Raw genomic sequence first — 19,433 nt, 5'->3', positions numbered from 1 at the left:
AAACAAGGACCGGGACAAGCACGAGGCCAGGCACAGGCACAGGCACAGAGCCAGAGCCAGGGACGGGGGCGGGGTGCGGACTGGGCGACGCCCGGCGGGCTCATCTCAGGACGCACACTGCCCGGGCTGCTCCTGGCCACCGGACAGCTTCTGCCCGTCACCGACATCCACCGCCTCGCCCAGACCTCCGGCCTCACCCGCCTGGTCATGGACGCCGACGGCTGCGTCCTCGACGTCGGACGCACCGCCCGCCGCGCCACCCGACGACAACGCCGCGCCATCCTCACCCGCTACACCCACTGCATGGTCGACCACTGCCCCATGCCCGCCCACCTCTGCCAGATCGACCACATCACCAACTGGTCCGACGGCGGCACCACCGACCTGGACAACCTCGGACCCACCTGCCAGTTCCACAACCGCGACCGCTACCGCAACCCCACCCACTACCAACTCCACCGCACCGGCAAAAACCGCTGGGGCTTCACCTACCTCGGTCCGCGGCCACAAGGGCGATGACCTTTCCCTCGGCTCCCCCGCCATGAGCACGACGGCCACCACGAAGGTCGCTGTGGCATGTCCGCTTCAGGGTGCCTCCGAAGCTGGGGGCGGACTGGGTGAGACAGAGCCGGGGGCCAAGCGGAACCGGGGGCGAAGCAAAGTGGACTGGGTGAAGCAGATCCACCTGGGCTCCAAGGAAGGGGGATCCAGACGCACTGCACGGCGTGAACCAGGCCGAATCGAAGGGGCCATGGGCAGCCCTCCGGGCCACTGGCCTCCGGACCGAAGGGTCGACAGGCCTCCGGGCCGAAGGGTCGACAGGCCTCCGGGCCGAAGGGTCGACAGGCCTCCGGGCCGAAGGGGCCAAGGGGCCAAGGGGCCAAGGGGCCAAGGGCAGGCTCGCCGGGCCGGAGGGGCGACAGGCAGACTGGCGGACCACCCGGGCCAGCGGTTGGCGGGTTCTGCGGGCCACCCGGGCCGGCGGCTGGCGGGTTCAGCGGTCAGCGGGGCCAGCGGGTCGCCGGGCCTCTGGGTCGTCCGGGGCTGCGGTCGGCGGTCAGTGGGGCGGCGAGAGTGTCGCGTCCACGGGCCCTCGGCCGTCAGGAGGGGACACGTTCGACGAGGAGCTCCCGAAGGCTCTGGATCTCCTGACGGAGGGCCGCCACCTCACTCAGCACGTCCTGCTCGTCGTGGTGTCCTTTACGGCTTTCTTCACGGCTCTCCTCCTCCATCGCGCTGACGACTACGGCGATGAAGAGGTTCAGCACCACGAACGTGCAGATGAGCACAAACACCACGAAGTACAGCCAGGCCGACGAATGCGTATCCATGAGGGGTCGTGCGATGTCGGACCAGGCGTCACCGGTCATCACCTGGAACAGCGAGAAGAGGGACTTCGACAGGTCGCCGAAGTACTCGGGCGAGGCGGTGCCGTAGAGCTTGGTGCCCATGACGGCGGCCACATAGAGCACGAGCCCGAGGAGGAGCACGATCGACGCCATCCCCGGTACGGCGTTGAGCAGCGCCGAGACGACCCGCCGCAGGGACGGTACGACGGAGATCAGCCGGAGCGTTCGCAACACGCGCAGAGCACGGAGCACCGACAGGCCGCTCGCCGTCGGCAGGAAGGAGATGGCGATGATGAGCGTGTCGAAAACGTTCCAGGGATCGAGCAGGAAGCGCAGCCGGTACACGTACGCCTTGGCCAGCAGCTCGACCACGAAGACGTACAGCGCACAGTGATCCACGATGTGCAGCAGGTCGCCGTAACGGGCGACGGCGGACGGTGAGGTCTCGATTCCCAGCGTCGCCGCGTTGATGAGGATGACCCCGATGATCGCCTGCTGGAACCGCCGTGACTCGATGACTAGGCGGACGCGCTCACGCACACATGCTCCTGGGGGATACGACACGAGATCGCCCGAGAGCATAACGGACACGGCCGGTACGAGTGATCGACATGCCCATATGTAGCCGACCGCCTTCGGCGCGCCTCCGCCGTACGGCGCGCCGGGGCGGGCGGGGCGTTCTGAGGAGAAGCCGCCGCCGAGCTGGTCCGGCTCTCTCACCTCGCACTATGGGCTTCCCCGGCACGACGCTCCGGCCGAGGAACTCCCCCGGCACGCCGACACGAGAGTAAGCCGACACGCCCCCTATGGGATGATCAGGTCAACGCGACCCTAAGGGCCGAGCAAGCCGACACACCCCCTTAGGCGGCGATCCGGCCGACGCGGCCCCCCAAATGGGGAGATCAGGCCGACGCACCAGCTCACGGCGATCAGTCAACGCAGCGCCTGAAGGCGATCAGGCCGGCACGAACCCTTCAGGCCGGCGCGAACCCTTGAGGCGATCAGCTCGGCGGCGGAAGAGCGGTCAGGTCAACGGGAGTAATGCTCGACGACGAGCTGCTCGTCTACCGGAACCGCTATCTGCTCGCGGACGGGCTGGGAGACGAGGGCGAAGCGCAGCTCCTGGTGGTCGACCGCCAGGTATGCGGGGATCCGGTCGTCGGCGTACACGCCCTCGGAGGCCGCCACGAAGGGCTGCATCCCGCGCGATCGGGCGCGTACGCCGATCACCTGGCCGGGTTTGACCAGGTAGCTCGGAATGTCGACCTTACGGCCGTCCACGGTGATGTGCCCGTGGCTGACGTACTGCCGAGCGGCGTAGATGGACGGGGCGAGTCCCGCCCGCAGGACGAGCGACGCCAGCCGGGTCTCGAGGATGACGACCAGTTCCTCGCCGGACCGCCCGGGGCGGCGCAGCGCGAGATCCCAGTAGCGGCGGAGCTGCTTCTCGGACACGTCGTAGTACCAGCGCAGCTTCTGCTTCTCCAGGAGCCGAATGCCGTAGTCGCCCACGTTGCGACGGCTCGTCTTACGCCCATGCTCACCCGGCGGGTACGGCCGGGCCTCGAAGTACCGGACCGCCTTGCGGGTCAGCGGGACGCCCGCCCGGCGGGAAAGCCGCACCTTGGGACCTGTGTAGCGCACGTTCACCTTCCTGTGGTTAGGTAAGCCTAATTAAGGCAAGCCTAACCTTATCAAGGAGGGTCATGCACCCCGTGGAAGCTCCCCCGATCGCGGAGCGGATCCGCACGCTTGCGGCCGTGGCCGTCCCCACGCATGTGTCCGTCGCCGGCGCTCCCCTTTCCGGCGCGGCGCGCGGCGGAGTGGACGCGGCGGGCCGCCCGGTGCTGCTCGTCAAGCCCGGCGAGGACCTGTACGGCATCGCCGACGAGGTCGTGGTGACCGTCGACCTGGTGGCGATCCGCGACACGGGCGGGAGGGACCGGCCACGCGGGCTGCTGAAGGTCCAGGGATGGGCGCAGCCCGTGCCGGACGGGGAGGTGCGGGCCGCGGCGGTGGCGATCGCGGATCGGTGCCCCGATGACGATCTCCTCGCCGCCGTCGACGCGGCGGAGCAGCGCGTTCCTCCCACGCCCGCGGGCGCTCCCGAACCGCCCGCGGCACCGCCGGCTCCCGGGCCGCCGATCGCCGGACCGGCCCCGCGCCTGCTCCGCGTGGATGTGGCCCAGGTCGTCTACCTGACCGGTCAGGAGTCGGGGGTGCTCGACGCGGAGAACTACCTCGACGCGTCCCCGGACCCGTTCCTCGACCCGGCCGAGCGGATCCTCCGCCATGTCAACGAGTGGCACCGCGAGCAGCTCGCCCTCACGATCGCGCACCTGCTCGGGGAGCCGGTGAGCGCCGACGTATGGCTGTGGGAGCTGGACCGCTACGGCGCGACGGTGTGGTCGGCCCCCGATCGGCTGATCCGGCTGCCCTGGCCCTCCCCGGCGGCGAGCGCCGCCGAGATGGAGCACGCGCTGAGCTGCGTCATGTGCCCTCGCCAGGGGTGAGCCGGGGGTGTGCCAGGGGTGAACGTCCCGGGTGGCGAGCGGCATGCCCCCGCCGAGATACCGCACCGTCAGTACGCCCCCGTCGGGGAGCGCTCCCGGGGTCAGGACGCGCGGGTGTCGTCGATCGCCGCGGGTGACAGGACGTGGTCGATGACCATGAGGGCGCAGCCGGTGATGCCGGCGCCGGGGCCGAGGCGGCTGCGTTCGATGCGCAGGCTGCGGGTGGCGAGCTGGGTGGACCTCTGGTAGACGATCTCGCGAACGCCCGACACCAGGGGCTGGAACATCTCGGCGACGTCGCCGCCCAGCACGACCACGGCGGGGTTGAGCAGGTTCACCGCCGTGGCGATCACCTCACCGAGCCTGCGACCCGCCTGCCGTACGACGGCCATGGTCTCGGCGTCGCCCGCGCGGACCAGCGCGGTCACGTCGGCGAGCGAGGACACGTCGCGGCCCTTCTCGCTCAGGTCGCGCAGGATCGCGGTGCCGCTGGCCACCGAGTCGACGCAGTCGACGTTGCCGCAGCGGCAGAGCACTCCCCCGCCGTCCCTGACCGGGATGTGGCCGATCTCGCCCGCCGCGCCGAGCGCGCCGCGGAGGATGCCACCGCCGGAGATCACCCCGGCGCCGATGCGCGTGGAGACCTTGACGAAGAGCAGGTCGTCGATCTCGGAGGCGTACGCCATGCGATGCTCGCCCATGGCGATGACGTTCACGTCGTTGTCGACCAGGACCGGTACGGGGAACCTGCTCTCGATGATGGGCGGGATCATCACCCCGGTCCAGCTCGCCATGACGCGGGCGCTCTCCGTGCGCCCGGCGGCGAACTCGACGGTGGCGGGGACGCCCAGGCCGATGCCGACGATGTCGGTCCTGCCGTCGAGCAGCTTCTCCCAGGTGTCCATGACGAGGGGGAGGACCACGTCGGGCCCCTCCTCGACGTCGATCTCGACGTCTGTGCGCGCCAGCGCCTCGCCCGCCAGGTCGCATACGGCGATCTGGGTGCGCTGGGCGCCGAGCGACGCGACCGGGACCACGCCTCCGGCGGCGTTGAAGCGCAGCCGGACGGGTGGCCTGCCCCCCGTGGAGGGCCCTTCGGCGTCCTCGACGATCAGGCCGCGTTGCAACAGCTCGGCGACCCGGTGCGCCACCGCGGGACGGGACAGCCCGGTCACGCGGCCGATCTCGGCACGGGTCACCGCCTCCCCGCTCCGGACGAGCTGGAGGACTTCACCGGTAGTAGCAAGTCGTGACATCGTGCAAAAGTGAAGCACATATAGGCACCCAAGCACAACGACTTATTCATCTGGAGTTACAAAACTCGGTTGATGTAGTGCCTAACTTCCGGCTACTGTCCCACTTGTCCCCTTTAGCCCCCGCAGGAGCAGCAGCCGCAAGATGTCTGTGTCCCCCCGCAATTCCCTGTCGGCACCGGAGATCGTCGCGCCCGACGGCGGTCTCGCCCCATCGACCCCATCCGGCCCGCTCGGCGGCGCCACGACGACCGCTTCCGAGCCCGCCTCCGAGGCTGCCTCAGAGACCGCCCGTACGGCCTCCGGGACGTTCTCGGCCGTCGACGAGAGCGGCACCGGCGCGACGCCCCGGCACGCGGCCGACCTGATCGTGTTCGGCGGCACCGGCGACCTGTCCATGCGGAAGCTCATCCCCGCCCTCTACCACTGCGACCGCGACGGCCGGCTGGCCGACGAGACGCGGATCATCGCCATGTCGCGCGGCGGCCTCACCGACGCCGACTTCCGGGGCAAGGTCGACGCCGAGGCGCGCCCGGTCCCGGAGGGGGAGGACGACGAGGGCTGGCAGCGGTTCCTCCGCAGGCTGCACCACGTGTCCGTCGACGTTGGCGGCTCCGACCGCAGCGGGTGGGGCGCGCTGTCCCGGCTGCTGGCCGGCTACGAGGACCGCGACCGCGTCTTCTACCTGGCCAGCCCCCCCATGACGTTCGGGCCGTTCTGCCGGGAGGCGCACGAGGCCGGGCTGGTCACGCCGCGCTCCCGGGTCGTGCTGGAGAAGCCGCTCGGCCGTGACCTGGCCAGCGCCCAGGCGATCAATGACGAGGTCGGCGCCATCTTCGACGAGCGGCAGATCTTCCGGATCGACCACTACCTCGGCAAGGAGACGGTGCAGAACCTGCTCGTGCTCCGGTTCGCCAACGCCTTCCTGGAGCCGGTCTGGAACTCGCTCTGGATCGACCACGTCCAGATCACCGTCGCCGAGACCGTGGGAACGCCCGGCCGTCGCGGTTACTACGACCACGCGGGCGCGCTGCGCGACATGGTGCAGAACCACCTGCTCCAGCTCCTCTGCCTGGTCGCCATGGAGCCCCCGTCGCGCAACGACCGCGAGTCGATACGGGACGAGAAGGTGAAGGTGCTGCAGTCGCTGCGCCCGATCGTCGGCTCCGAGGTGGACCGCTTCACCGTGCGCGGGCAGTACGCGGCGGGCGACGACGTCCCCAGTTACCTGGACGAGCCCGCGAGCACCCCGCCGACCGAGATCTCGCGCCGGGTCGAGACGTACGCGGCGATCCGGGCCGAGGTGAAGAACTGGCGCTGGGCCGGCGTGCCGTTCTACCTGCGCACGGGCAAGCGGATGCCGAGCCGGCGGTCGGAGATCGTGGTCCAGTTCAAGGACGTCCCGCACGCGATCTTCCCGGGGGCGACGCCGAACCGGCTGGTCCTGCGGCTCCAGCCGAGCGAGGGGATCCACCTCCTGCTCATGGCCAAGGAGCCGGGCGCGGGTGAGGTCGCGCTGCGGCCGGTGCCGCTCAGCCTGAGCTTCGCCGAGACGTTCCAGAGCCGGGTGCCCGACGCGTACGAGCGGCTGCTCATGGACGTGCTGGCGGGCAACCCGACCCTGTTCATGCGGCGCGACGAGGTCGAGGCCGCCTGGCGCTGGATCGACCCGATCATCGAAACCTGGGAGGGCTCCGCGGCCCTGCCCGAGCCCTACCCCGCCGGGACGGCCGGCCCGGCGGGCGCCCGTGAACTGCTGGCCCGCAGCGGCCGGACCTGGCACGAGGAGGACTTGTGAACGCGCACGCGATCGACCCCGTCGTCTCGGCGGTCACCGACAGGATCCGGGAACGCAGCCGTGAGGGGCGCACGGCCTATCTGGAGCGGGTCGCGGCCGCGGGGCGGGAGCTGCGCGACCGCGGCCCGGCGCGCGGCCGGCTCGCCTGCGCCAACCTCGCGCACGGCTTCGCCGCCTCCGCGCCGGACGACAAGGCGGACCTGCGCGGTACGGCGAAGCCGGGCGTGGCCATCGTCACGTCGTACAACGACATGCTGTCGGCGCACCAGCCGTACGAGACGTACCCGCCGGAGCTGAAGCGAGCGGTCCGGGCGGCGGGCGGCGTGGCCCAGGTGGCGGGCGGCGTGCCCGCCATGTGCGACGGCATCACGCAGGGCCGGGCCGGCATGGAGTTGTCGCTCTACAGCCGGGACGTGATCGCCATGGCGACCGCGATCGCGCTGTCGCACGACATGTTCGACGCGTCGCTGCTGCTCGGCGTCTGCGACAAGATCGTGCCGGGGCTGCTCATCGGTGCGCTGCACTTCGGGCATCTGCCCGCGATCTTCGTGCCGGCCGGGCCGATGAGCTCGGGCCTGCCCAACAAGATCAAGGCGCGGAGCCGGCAGCAGTTCGCCGAAGGCAAGATCGACCGGCTGGAGATGCTCGACGCCGAGGCGAAGTCGTACCACTCGCCGGGCACCTGCACCTTCTACGGAACGGCGAACTCCAACCAGCTCCTCATCGAGGTGATGGGCCTCCACCTGCCCGGCGCGACGTTCGTCAACCCGCACACCGAGCTGCGGCACGCGCTGACCGAGGCGGCGGCGCGGCGCGCCGTGGAGATCAGCGCGCACGGCGACGAGTACACCCCGCTGGGCGAGGTGGTCGACGAGAAGGCGATCGTCAACGCGTGCGTCGCGCTGCTGGCGTCCGGCGGCTCGACCAACCACACGCTGCACCTGGTCGCCATGGCGGCCGCCGCCGGGATTACCCTCACCTGGGACGATCTGGCCGACCTGTCCAAGGTCGTGCCGCTGCTGACCCGGATGTACCCCAACGGCCAGGCGGACGTGAACCACTTCCAGGCCGCGGGCGGCATGGCCGTGTTCATCGGCGAGCTGCTCGACGCCGGCCTGCTCCACGGCGACGTGCTCACGGTCGCGGGGCGGGGCCTCGACCTGTACCGCTCGGCGCCCTCGCTCAAGGACGGGTCCCTGGCCTGGGAGGAGCGTACGGCCGGCAGCGGCGACCTGGAGGTGCTGCGCCCGGTCGCCGAGCCGTTCTCGCCCGACGGCGGCATCCACATCCTGGACGGCGACCTCGGCCGCGCGGTGTCCAAGGTGTCGGCGGTCAAGCCGGAGCACCTGGTCATCGAGGCGCCGGCCCGGGTGTTCGACGACCAGCTCGACCTGCTGCGCGCGTTCGAGGCGGGCGAGCTCGACGGCCAGGACTTCGTGGCGGTCGTCCGCTACCAGGGGCCGAGCGCCAACGGGATGCCGGAGCTGCACAAGCTCACGCCTCCGCTCGCGGTCCTGCTGGACCGGGGGCAGAAGGTGGCAATCGTTACCGATGGCCGCATGTCGGGCGCCTCCGGGAAGGTGCCGGCGGCGATCCACCTGTCCCCCGAGGCGGCCCACGGCGGGCCGATCGCCCTGGTCCGGGACGGCGACGTGATCCGGCTGGACTCCGCGGCGGGGACGCTGACCGTCCTGGCCGACCTGTCCGGCCGCGCTCCCGAGGGCGCGCCGCTCTCCGACGCCCAGTGGGCCGGGACCGGCCGGGAGCTGTTCCAGACGTTCCGCCGTACGGTCGGACCGGCGGAGCGGGGCGCGAGCGTGTTCGGCACGGCCCGCAGCATCATGGGAGTCGGGTCCGGACGTGCCGTCGACGCGGGGAGCCGCTGATGACGGCCCCGGCGACGCCGTGGCTGGTCGCCGACGTCGGCGGCACGAACGCGCGCTTCGGCCTGGTGACCCGGCCGGGGGGCGAGCTTGAGAGCGTCGCCGTCCTGCGCGTCGCGGAGCACCCGAGCCTGCCGGATGCCGTAGCCGCCTATCTCGATCGGCATGGGGGCGGAGTGCGGCCGGAGGCGGCGTGCCTGGCGATCGCCGGGCCGGTGCAGGACGACCGGTACGCGCTGACCAACGCGGACTGGGCGGGGTCGGTGTCCGCGCTGGGCATCCCGTACGTGGAGCTGCTCAACGACTTCGAGGCCCTGGCGATCTCGCTGCCGCACCTGGGCGCGGACGACCTGACGTCCCTCGGCGGGCCCGAGCCGACGGACGGGACGGTGCGCAAGGTGCGCGCGGTGCTGGGGCCGGGGACCGGGCTCGGGGTGGCCGGGCTGGTCCCCGCCGAGTCCGGATGGATCGCCGTGCCCGGGGAGGGCGGCCACACCGCCGTTCCGGCCATCACCGACCTGGAGATCGACATCGTGCGGGCGCTGCGCGCGGACGGCGTGCCGTACGTGGACTCCGAGCACCTGCTGTCCGGCACCGGGCTGCCCCGGCTCCATCGCGGGCTGTCGATGGTGCGCGGCGTCGCGCCGGAGGCGGTGACCGCGTCCGAGATCGTCGCGTCGGACGACCCGCTCGCGGTGGAGACCGTGGAGGTCTTCCTCGCGCTGCTCGGCGGCTTCGCCGGGAACGTGGCCCTGACCCTGGGCGCGCGCGGCGGCGTCTACCTGGGTGGCGGGGTGCTGCCGCGCATCGTCGAACGGGCCAGGGCGAGCACGTTCCGGGCGCGGTTCGAGATGACCGTGCCCGCGCTGTCCGGCTACATCTCCGGGATCGCCACGTCGCTGATCGTGGCGGAGCAGCCCGCTCTGGTCGGTGCCGCCGCCTGGCTCGCCCAGAGGGCAAGTAATGTTGAGCTGGTATGACCGAGTATCGGCGCGAATGTTACCTTCGCGCTTGGAGGAATCTATGAGTCTGCTCGATCTTGCGCCCGTCGTGCCGGTCGTCGTCGTGGACGACGCCGCGGCCGCGGTACCGCTGGCCCGCGCGCTCGTCGCGGGTGGGCTTCCGGTCATCGAGGTCACCCTGCGCACGGACGCCGCGCTCGACGCGATCCGGCGGATCGCGGACGAGGTGCCGGACGCGGTGGTCGGCGCGGGCACGGTGCGCTCGGCGGGCGACATCGCGGCGGCGGTCGCGGCCGGCTCGCGCTTCCTCGTCTCTCCCGGCACCACCCCGTCGCTCCTGGACGCCCTGGTCGACGGCGGCGTGCCGTTCCTGCCCGGCGTGGCCACCGCGTCGGAGGCCATGGCGGTCCGCGAGCGCGGCATCACGGAGATGAAGTTCTTCCCGGCCGAGGTCGCGGGCGGCGTCCCCTACCTCAAGGCGCTGTCCGGCCCACTCGCCGACGTGCGCTTCTGCCCCACCGGCGGGATCAAGCCGGCGACCGCGCCCGCCTACCTCGCGCTGCCGAACGTCGGGTGCGTCGGCGGCACCTGGCTCACCCCGGCCGACGCGCTGGCGGCCGGGGACTACGGCCATATCGAGAAGCTCGCTCTCGAGGCGTCCGCGCTGCGCTGACCGAGCGGCCCCAGAACCTCGTCAGCAGAGCCATCCTCCCTCGGCGAAGCTGACGGCCATGTTCGTGACCGAAACCCGGTGAACACGTTCATGGAAACCCGGGCTCGTGACCTCCTCACCCGTTGGTCACGAGCCCACTCTTCTGCCCGCCCTCCCCTGCCCGCTCCAGGAGCGCGGCGAGGGTGATCGGGTCCTCGTGGGTGCCGGCGGCGGTGCAGGCGTGCGCCCCGGCGAGGGCGCCGAGCCGTACGCACTCCTCCAGGGGGAGGCCGCGCAGGCGGCCGTAGAGCACGCCGGAGACGAACGCGTCGCCCGCGCCGTTGCTGTCGGCCGCGGGCCCGGGCAGCGGCTGCGCCGGGAAGTGCCGGACGCCGTCCCACTCCGCCGCGAGGACGTGGCAGCCGTCGGCGCCGTCCGTGCAGACGACGAGTGAGGCCCGCCCCCGGCTCATGATGGCCCGCATGACCGCGTCCCTGCGGTCGCCGAGCGCCGCCGCCGACATGAAGACCACGTCCGAGGCGTACGCGAAGTCCTCGTGGTGGGGGTTCGTCCCGTCCCAGTCGTGCAGGTCGGTGGAGGTGGTCACGCCGTCCGGGATGTCGGGGAAGACGTGCCGGCAGGAGCCGACGATGGAGACGTGGACGTGCCGGGCCGCGCGTACGGCGGGCAAATAGAGGTCGCGGGGCAGCCGCTCCCCCGGCGTCGCACGCGGGTCGTGCAGCGAGAGGCGGCGGCCGTCCGGCGTGACCAGCAGGACGCTGCGGATCGTGCCCGCGCGGGACGGCGCCCAGGCGAGGTCGACGCCGCGGGCGGTGAGGTGGTCGCGGACCAGCCGGCCCTGCGGGTCCGCGCCGATCAGGTCCACCAGCGTCACCCGCAGCCCGAGCGCCCGGCATCCGAGGGCGACGCCGGAGCCCGTGTTGCCGATCCGGTCGAGCACCGGCGGCACGTGGTAGGTGTCCCGGTACGGCAGGGGCAGCTCGGGCACGTAGACGGTGGTGTCCACGCCGGTGCCGCCGAGCACGACCACGTCGTGCCGGATCGTTGTCACATGACCTCCGGGGTACGCCGCGCCGTGGCGCGGGTCAGCGGTTGACCAGGGGGCCCGAGCTGGTGGAGCCGCGCACGACGAGCTCGGGCCGGAAGACGAGCTCCAGGTGCTTGGCGGGCGTGCCGCCGATCTCCTCGAGCAGGGTCTCGACGGCGGCGGAGGCCATCGCGCCGATCGGCTTGCGCACCGTGGTGAGGGGCGGGTCGGTGAACGCCATCAGCGGCGAGTCGTCGAACCCGACCACCGAGACGTCCGCCGGCACGGTCAGGCCACGCTCGCGCGCGGCGCGGATCGCGCCGAGGGCCATCAGGTCGCTCGCGCAGACGATGCCGGTGCAGCCGCGCTCGATCAGCGCGGACGCGGCGGCCTGCCCGCCCTCGACGGAGAACAGCGAGTGCTGGATCAGGTCGTCCACGTCGCCGAGCCCGAGAAGCTGCGCCATCGCCTGGCGGAACCCCTCGATCTTGCGGATCACCGGGACGAAGCGCCGCTGGCCGAGCGCGAGCCCGATGCGCTCGTGCCCGAGATCGACCAGGTGCCGGACGGCCAGGCGGGCGGCGAGCCGGTCGTCCGGCGAGATGAACGGGGCGTCGATGCCCTCGTTGTAGCCGTCCACGAGCACGATCGGCAGGCCGCGGTCGGTGAGCCGGCTGTACCGGTCCATCCGGGCGGTGGTGTCGGCGTGCAGCCCGGAGACGAACACGATGCCCGAGACGCCCCGGTCGAGCAGCATCTCGGTGAACTCGTCCTCGGGGGCGCCGCCGGGCTCCTGCGTGCACAGGATCGGGGTGTACCCGTGCTGGGTCAGGGCCTTCTCCACCGCCTGCGCGAACGCGGGGAAGATCGGGTTGCCCAACTCGGGGACCACCAGGCCGATCAGACCGTTGCTGCGCTGGCGCAGCCGCTGCGGGCGCTCGTACCCCACCAGGTCGAGCGCGGTGAGCACGGCCTGCCGGGTCGCCGAGGCGACCCCCGCCTTGCCGTTGAGCACCCGGCTCACCGTCGCTTCGCTGACACCTGCCTGAGCCGCGATGTCGGCGAGCCGCGCGTTGGTCATGGGCACAACTTTAGACATTTTCGAGGGTCCACCACGTGGTGGAGTCGGGGGCCAGCAGGACGCGTTCGCCGGAGTTCACGGGGTCGGCGCTCGCGAGGAGCGGCCCGGCCGCGCCGCGGGGACGCTCCACCTCGACCCACTCCGCGGTCATGTTCATCAGACAGGCGAAGCCGCCGCGGGTGAAGGCGAGGGTGCCGACCGGGGAGTCCAGCCAGGAGATCGCGCCGTCGCCGAGCGCCGGGTGCTCCCGCCGGATCCGCAGCGCGGACCGGTACAGGCTGAGCGTGGACGCCGTGTCCCGGAGCTGGGCCTCGACGCTCAGGCCGCGCCAGTCCGGGGGCACCGGCAGCCAGCTCTCGTAGATGCCGGGAGGGGCGAAGCCGAAGGGCGGCTCGTCGGTGGCCGTCCACGGCATGGGCACGCGGCAGCCGTCCCGGCCGCTGTCGGGGTCGCGCAGCCGCTGCGGGTCCTGGAGGTACTCCTCGGGCAGGTCGAGCACCTCGGGCAGGCCGAGCTCCTCGCCCTGGTAGAGGTAGGCCGAACCGGGCAGCGCGAGCATGAGCAGGGTGGCCGCCCGCGCCCGGCGCAGCCCGATCTCGCCCCCGCCGTACCGGGTGACGTGCCGCTTCACGTCGTGGTTGGACAGCACCCAGGTGGAGGGCGCGCCGACGAGCGTCACGGTCTCCAGCGAGACCGCGATCACCTCGCGGAACGCGGCCGCGTCCCACGGCGTGGTCAGGAAGTGGAAGTTGAACGCCTGGTGCAGCTCGTCCGGCCGGACGTAGTTGGCCAGCCGCTCCGGCGAGGGCGCCCACGCCTCGGCGACGCCGATCCGCTCCCCTTCGTAGGAGTCGAGGATCCGGCGCCAGGCGCGGTGGATCTCGTGGACGCCGTCCTGGTCGAAGAACGGGACGATGTCCGTGCCGATCAGCCGCACCTGGTCGCTGTGGCCGACGTCGGGCAGGCCGTCGGCCTTGACCATGCCGTGGGCGACGTCGACGCGGAAGCCGTCCACGCCGAGGTCGAGCCAGAAGCGGAGGATGTCGGCGAACTCGGCGTGGACCTCGGGGTGCTCCCAGTTCAGGTCGGGCTGCTCGGGGGCGAACAGGTGGAGGTACCACTGCCCGTCGGGCAGCCGGGTCCAGGCCGGGCCGCCGAAGATGGACTCCCAGTCGTTGGGCGGCAGCTCGCCGCGCGGGCCGCGTCCCTCGCGGAAAATGTAGCGCTCACGCTCGGGGCTGCCCGGTCCCGCGGCCAGCGCCTCCTGGAACCAGGCGTGCCGGTCGGAGGTGTGGTTCGGCACCACGTCCACGATCACCTTCAGACCGTGGCGGTGCGCGTCGTCGAGCAGGGCCTTGGCGTCAGCGAGCGAGCCGAAGATCGGGTCCACGTCGCGGTAGTCGGCCACGTCGTACCCGAAGTCGGCCATCGGCGAGGTGAAGAACGGCGTGAGCCAGATGGCGTCCACACCCAGCTCCGCCAGGTAGCGCAGCCGGCTGCGCACGCCGAGCAGGTCGCCGACGCCGTCGCCGTTGCCGTCCGCGAAACTGCGGACATACACCTGGTAGATCACGGCGTCGCGCCACCAGCGGGTGGCGGTGTCCGCCACGGCGGCGTCCTCGACGAGCTCGGTCATTGGGTTCCCCCGATCTTGCGAATCATGCGATCACGACTTGGTGGCACCCGCGGTGAGGCCGGTTACGAGATGCCGTTGAACGAGTAGGAAGACGGCCGCCGCGGGGATCGCGATCAGCACGGCCGAGGCGGTGAGCAGACCCCAGTCGGACCAGTGCTGCCCGACGAACTGCTGGAGGCCCACGCCGAGGGTGCGCTTCTCCTCCTGGGACATGAACACCGTGGCGTAGGCGACCTCGCCCCAGGCGGTCATGAAGGAGTAGAACGCGGTCACCGCCAGGCTCGGGCGGGCCAGCGGGAGCACTACCCGCCAAAACGTGCCAAACGGCGTCAAACCGTCCACCATTCCCGCCTGGTCGATTTCCCGCGGGATGGTGTCGAAGTAGCTCTTCATCATCCACGCGCAGAACGGCACGGCCACGGTGAGGTAGGCGATGACCAGGCCGGGGATCTGGTTGAGCAGCCCGAGCCCGGCCATGAGGTTGTACAGCGGCACGATCAGGATGGCCACGGGGAACATCTGGGTGACCAGAAGCAGCCACATAACGCCGCGGTGGCCGGGGAAGCGGAACCGGCTGATCGCGTATCCGGTGGTGGAGGCGACGAACACGCCGAGCACGGTGGTGAGCGCGGCGGCCAGCACCGAGTTGAGCAGCCAGGTCGGGAACTCGGTCTCGCCCAGCACCCGGGCGTAGTTGTCCAGGGACGGCCGGTTGAAGATCTCCAGCTCGGACGACAGCCAGCCGTCGCGGGGCTTGAGCGAGGTCAGCACCAGCCAGACCACGGGGAAGAGCGAGATCAGCGACGCCGTGATCAGCGCGCCGTGCAAAAGGATCGACGCCAGGGGGCCGCGTCCGCCGCGGGAGCGTGCCTTCGGGGTCGCCGTGACGGTGCTCACCAGACCTCCCCCTGCCGGCGCAGCGCGCGGCGGTAGACCGTGGCCAGGACGACGAGCAGGGCGAGGATGAGCACGCCCCAGGTGGCCGAGCCGGAGTAGTCGCGCACCCCGGTGAAGGCCTCGCGGAAGGCGTAGGTCACCAGGATCTCGCTGGAGTGGCCCGGCCCGCCCTTGGTGATGAGGTAGATGATCGGGAACATGTTGAACGTCCAGATCGTGCCGAGCAGCACGACGGTGCTGGACACCGAGCGCAGCCCGGGGACGGTGATGTGGCGGAAGCGCTGCCAGGGGGTGGCGCCGTCCACTTCGGCCGCCTCGTACAGCTCGGCCGGGATGGACTGCAGGCCGCCCAGCAGGGCGACCATCATGAACGGCACGCCGAGCCAGACGTTGACCGCGATGACCGCGATCTTGGCGGTGAAGGGGTCGTCGAGCCAGCCGACGGCGCCGAGGCCGGCCGCCTTGAGCATCGCGTTGATGACGCCGAAGTCGCTGTTGAACAGGTAGCGCCAGATGAAGGCGGAGACGAAGCCGGGGATGGCCCAGGGCAGGATCAGCAGCACGCGGTAGACGGAGCGGCCGCGGACCTTGCGGTGCAGCATCATCGCCAGGGCGAGGCCGATGCCGTAGTGGAGGCCGACGCAGACGGCGGTCCACACCACGGTCCAGCCGAGCCGCTCCCAGAACAGCCCGCTGGACAGGATGGACAGGTAGTTGTCCAGGCCGACGAACTTGTAGGTGGCCGGGATGACGTTGACGCCGATGGTGCGGCCGACGTTGGCCTCGGTGGCGTCGGTCAGGGACAGGTACACGCCGCGGGCCAGCGGCCAGCCGACCAGCACGCCGACGACGACGATCACCGGGGTGGTCATCGCCCAGGCATACCAGTGCCGGGTCAGGGCCAGGCGGATCCGGCCCGGCTCGGCCCCGCGCCGGGCGGGGGCGCGTCCCGCGCCCTCCGCCCGGTCCGGGCCCCCGGCCGTCTCAGGGACGGGTCCGGTCGAGGCGGCCACAGGTCAGCTCCAGTCCTTCATGATGCCGTGGTACTGCTCGTCGACCTGCTTGAGCATGTCCTCCGGCTTGGTGCCGGCGAGCAGCGCCTGGTAGCCCTCGAGGAGCGGCTGGAAGAGCTGGCCGCCCTCCGGGATCCAGGGACGGCCGACCGCGGTGTCGAGGATCGGCTTGAAGACCGCCACGTCGGGATTGGCCTGCACCTTCGGGTCCTGGAAGCTCGACGCCCGGGTGGGCAGCAGGCCGAGATCGCCGGAGACGGTGGCGAGGGAGGAGGCCGAGCTCATGAAGCGCACGAACTCGTACGACGCGTCGATGTTCTTGGAGCCGGCGTAGATCGCCAGGTTCCAGCCGCCGGTCGGCGCGCCCGCCTTGACCGATCCGGCCGGGACCGGCGCGATGCCGAGGTTGGTCTTGTCCTTGAACTCCTTGCCCTGGTAGACCTCCGACAGCGCCCACGGACCGTTGTAGATCATCGCGGCCTTGCCGTCCTTCAGCGCGGTCATCGCGTTCGCATAGCTGTCCTGAAGCGCGGGCTTGGCCGCCGCCCCCGAGGCGACCAGGTCGGTGACGTCCGCCATCGCCTTCGCGTTCTCCGGAGAGTTGACGACGATCTTCTTGTTCGGCACGTCGAGCAGGTCGCCGCCCTCGCCGTAGATGAACGGCAGCAGGAAATAGGAGTCCACGTTCAGCGCCAGGCCGTTCGCCCCGGTCTTGGCCTTGACGTCGAGGGCGACCTTCTTCAGCTCCTCGAGCGTCTTGGGCGCCTCCTCGTACCCCGCCTCCTTGAGGATCCGCTTGTTGTACAGCAACGCCAGGGTGTCGGTGACCTGCGGGACCGCGTACGTCTTGTCGTTGTACTTGGTGCTGCTCAGCGGGCCGGCCAGGTAGTCGCTCTCGTTGTCCACCGCGCGCGTGCCGTCCAGCGGCTGCAGGTAACCGAGGGACGCGAACTGCGAGGTCCACGCGACCTCGGAACGGATCACGTCAGGAGCCCCGGTGCCCGACTGCGCCGCGGTCTGGAACTGACCCTGCGCCTGGTCCGACGGGACGTTGACGTACTTGACCTTGATCTTCGGGTACGCGGCCTCGAACTCCTTGATGAGCTTCTGGAAGGTCGGGCCCTCACTGTCCGGGCGGGTGGTGTCCCACCAGGTGATCTCTCCACTGATCTGCGCGGGGTCGGCGACGGCGGACGTGGCGGGCGCCGCGTCGCCGGAGTCGCTGCTCCCGCAGGCGGACACCGCGAGAGCGAGGGCCGCGGCAGCCGCCGCGGCCGAGATGACTCGCCGCATGTTGTGCACTCCTCATGGCTCAGGGGGGAACGGCGTCACGGTGGGGAAGCCGGCACGCCGGGTGTACGCCGGAACGTAACAGCGATGTGAACGGACATGAAACCCGTTGCAGAAAGTTTCTGCAAATTCGTTACATATGCCGCTTGACCGGTGGAGTAGCGCCGATCATCCGACCTTTCGCCCCGGCGCTGTGTCTATTTGCGCTCGCTTCGCTCGCGCGGGCTCGGGGCGCCTTCAGTCGATGTCTTCCCTCGTCGCTCGGAGTCGCTCGCTCCTCGCTCCCCACTCGCTCCTCAGTCCAGACACCGCCGCGCCCCTCGCGGAGTCGCTCACGCCTCGCATACGAAGCAGTCGAACCGGAAAGCGGCACAAAGGGGACATGTGTGGCGGGAGGGAGGGGTGATACGAGCGGCGACCGAGGAAAGGTGCGCGACCGTTTCCCCGCCCCCGGGCCGCCGGAAACGACAGTTCGGCCTTTCTCTAAGTAACCGAAATCTGTCGATTCTCGGCATATACCTGGCTATTTACCGCTAATGCGGGAACAATCCGATACCAGTGGGTAACGAGGAGGTGCCGTTTTTCTCACGGACATGTATGGACACGCGTGGCCAGACACGATGTACTACCTCATCAATCACACCGATATCCGGGGTCAGGGCACCGGTGCCCGAGGAGAAGCGAGTCTCCACATGAGCGAGCGCGGCGAGCGATTCGACAAGTGTTGCCCGTGCGGATGCGTCAACGGGCGGCCGGCCGGGGTGCCGTCATGAGTGCGGTGATCCTCGACAATGTGACGAAGGTTTATCCCGGCGGTTTCCTCGCCGTCGACCGGATGAACCTGCGGGCGGAGGAAGGCGAGCTACTCGTGCTCCTCGGCCCCTCCGGGTGCGGCAAGTCCACGCTGCTGCGAATGGTCGCGGGTTTGGAGGAGATCACATCCGGCGACCTGTGGCTGGGCGGGAAGCTCGCCAACCACCTCGCGCCCCGGGACCGCGACGTGGCGATGGTCTTCCAGAACGGCGCCCTCTATCCCCACCGGACCGTCCGGGGCAACATCTCCTTCCCGCTGGAGATCGCCAAGGCCGACCCCGGCATGGCCCGGGAGCGGGTGGTCGAGCTCTCCCGCGCCCTCCACATCGACGAGACCCTCGACCGGCGGCCGGCCACGCTCTCCGGCGGCCAGCGCCAGCGGGTCGCGATGGGGCGCGCGATCGTCCGCCAGCCGTCCCTGTTCCTCATGGACGAGCCGCTGTCCAACCTGGACGCGGGCATGCGCACCGAGCTGCGCATGGAGATCTCGTCGCTGGTGCGCGCGCTCGGGGTCACCACCGTGTACGTCACGCACGACCAGGTCGAGGCGCTCACCCTGGCCGACCGGATCGCCATCATGAACCGGGGCGTGCTGCAGGACATCGGCACGCCGGCGCAGGTCTACAACGACCCGGCCACCGCGTTCACCGCCGCGTTCCTCAGCTCGCAGCAGCTCAACCTGCTCGCCGCGACGGTGCGCACCCCGCAGAACCAGTTCGTCCTGCTCGACTTCGGCCCGCACCAGATCACGATGCCATGGAGCGATCCACGCGCCTACGCGGTGTCCCAGCACACCGGCTCGCAGATCATCGTGGGCATCCGCCCGGACACCCTGACACCGGTCCCCGAGAAGACCGAGGGGCCCAGCTTCTTCGGCCGGGTCCGGACCCTGGAGTACCACGGCCACGAGTGGCTCGCGTACCTGGAGGCCGGGATCCCCTCGGTCACCGTGCCCGAGCCGCCCGACCCGCGGCACAACGCGTACGCGAACGGCGGAGGCGGCGGCCGCGCCCGGTCCATGGTGCGCCGCCTCTGGGGCGCCGGGGACGGCGAAGCCGACCACACGCCCACGCCGTCGATCGGCGGCACCCACCGCAGGGCGGACCTGATCGTACGGCTCGGCGGGCGGCCCGTCTGGCGGGCGGGCGAGCACGGCCGGGTGGCGGTGGACGTGTCCCGGCTCATGCTGTTCACCCAGGCCGGGAGCCGGATCGACCCGCCCCGGCGGTGACGCCCCGGGCCGGG

The 19,433-nt window shown here is 71.0% G+C and carries 16 protein-coding genes; 7 read left to right on the top strand and 9 right to left on the bottom strand.

All coding sequences use genetic code 11. From position 1 onward, the window contains the following. Positions 1 to 519: HNH endonuclease signature motif containing protein (locus tag AWQ71_RS41580; RefSeq protein ID WP_157570328.1), on the top strand; the 519-nt coding region annotated here is incomplete at its 5' end. A gap of 581 nt (positions 520 to 1,100) precedes the next feature. On the opposite strand, the gene AWQ71_RS13620 is transcribed toward AWQ71_RS41580, so the two are convergent. Both AWQ71_RS13620 and rpsD read right to left on the bottom strand, forming a co-directional pair. After that, the gene (locus AWQ71_RS13620) at positions 1,101 to 1,889 is read right to left on the bottom strand and encodes an ion transporter (protein ID WP_084258847.1); all 789 of its coding nucleotides are present in this window, start codon (positions 1,887 to 1,889) and stop codon (positions 1,101 to 1,103) included. 489 nt (positions 1,890 to 2,378) lie between these two features. After that, the gene (gene rpsD, locus AWQ71_RS13615) at positions 2,379 to 2,993 is read right to left on the bottom strand and encodes a 30S ribosomal protein S4 (RefSeq protein WP_067132405.1); all 615 of its coding nucleotides are present in this window, start codon (positions 2,991 to 2,993) and stop codon (positions 2,379 to 2,381) included. Positions 2,994 to 3,055: 62 nt separating this feature from the next. Between rpsD and AWQ71_RS13610 the strand changes: the two genes are divergently transcribed. Next, positions 3,056 to 3,862 (top strand): DUF2470 domain-containing protein, encoded by an 807-nt coding sequence (locus tag AWQ71_RS13610; RefSeq protein WP_067132307.1) that lies wholly within the window; start codon positions 3,056 to 3,058, stop codon positions 3,860 to 3,862. A 101-nt stretch (positions 3,863 to 3,963) separates the two neighbouring features. Here AWQ71_RS13610 and AWQ71_RS13605 read toward each other — a convergent pair whose 3' ends face one another. Beyond that, a complete protein-coding gene (locus tag AWQ71_RS13605; protein ID WP_067132305.1) occupies positions 3,964 to 5,118 on the bottom strand; it encodes an ROK family transcriptional regulator in 1,155 nt (384 codons plus the stop codon). 142 nt (positions 5,119 to 5,260) lie between these two features. Here AWQ71_RS13605 and zwf point away from each other — a divergent pair, with 142 nt between their 5' ends. The 4 genes from zwf to eda are packed head-to-tail and all read left to right on the top strand — an operon-like array spanning position 5,261 to position 10,431. Continuing rightward, entirely contained in the window at positions 5,261 to 6,913 is a 1,653-nt protein-coding gene (gene zwf / locus AWQ71_RS13600) for a glucose-6-phosphate dehydrogenase (protein WP_245658262.1), read from the top strand. Next, positions 6,910 to 8,799 (top strand): phosphogluconate dehydratase, encoded by a 1,890-nt coding sequence (edd, locus tag AWQ71_RS13595; protein ID WP_084258846.1) that lies wholly within the window; start codon positions 6,910 to 6,912, stop codon positions 8,797 to 8,799. Before zwf ends, edd begins: the two co-directional genes overlap by 4 nt. After that, positions 8,799 to 9,776: a glucokinase gene (locus AWQ71_RS13590; RefSeq protein WP_157570327.1), complete on the top strand. Its 978-nt coding sequence runs from the start codon at positions 8,799 to 8,801 to the stop codon at positions 9,774 to 9,776. Before edd ends, AWQ71_RS13590 begins: the two co-directional genes overlap by 1 nt. A gap of 43 nt (positions 9,777 to 9,819) precedes the next feature. Next, entirely contained in the window at positions 9,820 to 10,431 is a 612-nt protein-coding gene (gene eda, locus AWQ71_RS13585) for a bifunctional 4-hydroxy-2-oxoglutarate aldolase/2-dehydro-3-deoxy-phosphogluconate aldolase (protein ID WP_084258845.1), read from the top strand. 115 nt (positions 10,432 to 10,546) lie between these two features. On the opposite strand, the gene AWQ71_RS13580 is transcribed toward eda, so the two are convergent. Genes AWQ71_RS13580 through AWQ71_RS13555 form a run of 6 tightly spaced genes read right to left on the bottom strand, consistent with a single transcriptional unit; the run spans position 10,547 to position 17,378 of the window. Next, the gene (locus tag AWQ71_RS13580) at positions 10,547 to 11,482 is read right to left on the bottom strand and encodes a carbohydrate kinase family protein (RefSeq protein WP_084258844.1); all 936 of its coding nucleotides are present in this window, start codon (positions 11,480 to 11,482) and stop codon (positions 10,547 to 10,549) included. Between the two features lie 34 nt (positions 11,483 to 11,516). Further along, entirely contained in the window at positions 11,517 to 12,539 is a 1,023-nt protein-coding gene (locus tag AWQ71_RS13575; protein WP_067132296.1) for a LacI family DNA-binding transcriptional regulator, read from the bottom strand. 10 nt (positions 12,540 to 12,549) lie between these two features. Further along, the gene (locus AWQ71_RS13570; protein ID WP_067132293.1) at positions 12,550 to 14,175 is read right to left on the bottom strand and encodes a glycoside hydrolase family 13 protein; all 1,626 of its coding nucleotides are present in this window, start codon (positions 14,173 to 14,175) and stop codon (positions 12,550 to 12,552) included. 30 nt (positions 14,176 to 14,205) lie between these two features. Then, positions 14,206 to 15,072: a sugar ABC transporter permease gene (locus AWQ71_RS13565; RefSeq protein ID WP_067132291.1), complete on the bottom strand. Its 867-nt coding sequence runs from the start codon at positions 15,070 to 15,072 to the stop codon at positions 14,206 to 14,208. Next, entirely contained in the window at positions 15,069 to 16,085 is a 1,017-nt protein-coding gene (locus AWQ71_RS13560) for a carbohydrate ABC transporter permease (RefSeq protein WP_067132288.1), read from the bottom strand. The genes AWQ71_RS13565 and AWQ71_RS13560 overlap by 4 nt, the downstream gene beginning before the upstream one ends. A 3-nt stretch (positions 16,086 to 16,088) precedes the next feature. Then, positions 16,089 to 17,378, bottom strand: coding sequence for an extracellular solute-binding protein (locus tag AWQ71_RS13555; protein ID WP_067132388.1), 1,290 nt, complete (start codon positions 17,376 to 17,378; stop codon positions 16,089 to 16,091). Positions 17,379 to 18,144: 766 nt separating this feature from the next. On the opposite strand from AWQ71_RS13555, the gene AWQ71_RS13550 reads away from it, so the two are divergent. Continuing rightward, the gene (locus AWQ71_RS13550; protein ID WP_067132284.1) at positions 18,145 to 19,419 is read left to right on the top strand and encodes an ABC transporter ATP-binding protein; all 1,275 of its coding nucleotides are present in this window, start codon (positions 18,145 to 18,147) and stop codon (positions 19,417 to 19,419) included. The last annotated feature ends 14 nt before the right edge of the window (positions 19,420 to 19,433 follow it).

Source organism: Microtetraspora malaysiensis, assembly GCF_001528665.1.
GTDB lineage: Bacteria > Actinomycetota > Actinomycetes > Streptosporangiales > Streptosporangiaceae > Microtetraspora_A > Microtetraspora_A malaysiensis.
This window is presented reverse-complemented; position numbering and strand designations above follow the sequence as displayed.

Excerpts from the sequence above, each read along its gene's own strand:
- eda (WP_084258845.1), top strand. The coding sequence starts at position 9,820 with ATGAGTCTGCTCGATCTTGCGCCCGTCGTGCCGGTCGTCGTCGTGGAC.
- AWQ71_RS13605 (WP_067132305.1), bottom strand. The coding sequence starts at position 5,118 with ATGTCACGACTTGCTACTACCGGTGAAGTCCTCCAGCTCGTCCGGAGC.
- AWQ71_RS13610 (WP_067132307.1), top strand. The coding sequence starts at position 3,056 with ATGCACCCCGTGGAAGCTCCCCCGATCGCGGAGCGGATCCGCACGCTT.
- AWQ71_RS13555 (WP_067132388.1), bottom strand. The coding sequence starts at position 17,378 with ATGCGGCGAGTCATCTCGGCCGCGGCGGCTGCCGCGGCCCTCGCTCTC.
- AWQ71_RS13550 (WP_067132284.1), top strand. The coding sequence starts at position 18,145 with ATGAGTGCGGTGATCCTCGACAATGTGACGAAGGTTTATCCCGGCGGT.
- AWQ71_RS13575 (WP_067132296.1), bottom strand. The coding sequence starts at position 12,539 with ATGACCAACGCGCGGCTCGCCGACATCGCGGCTCAGGCAGGTGTCAGC.
- zwf (WP_245658262.1), top strand. The coding sequence starts at position 5,261 with ATGTCTGTGTCCCCCCGCAATTCCCTGTCGGCACCGGAGATCGTCGCG.
- AWQ71_RS13570 (WP_067132293.1), bottom strand. The coding sequence starts at position 14,175 with ATGACCGAGCTCGTCGAGGACGCCGCCGTGGCGGACACCGCCACCCGC.
- AWQ71_RS13590 (WP_157570327.1), top strand. The coding sequence starts at position 8,799 with ATGACGGCCCCGGCGACGCCGTGGCTGGTCGCCGACGTCGGCGGCACG.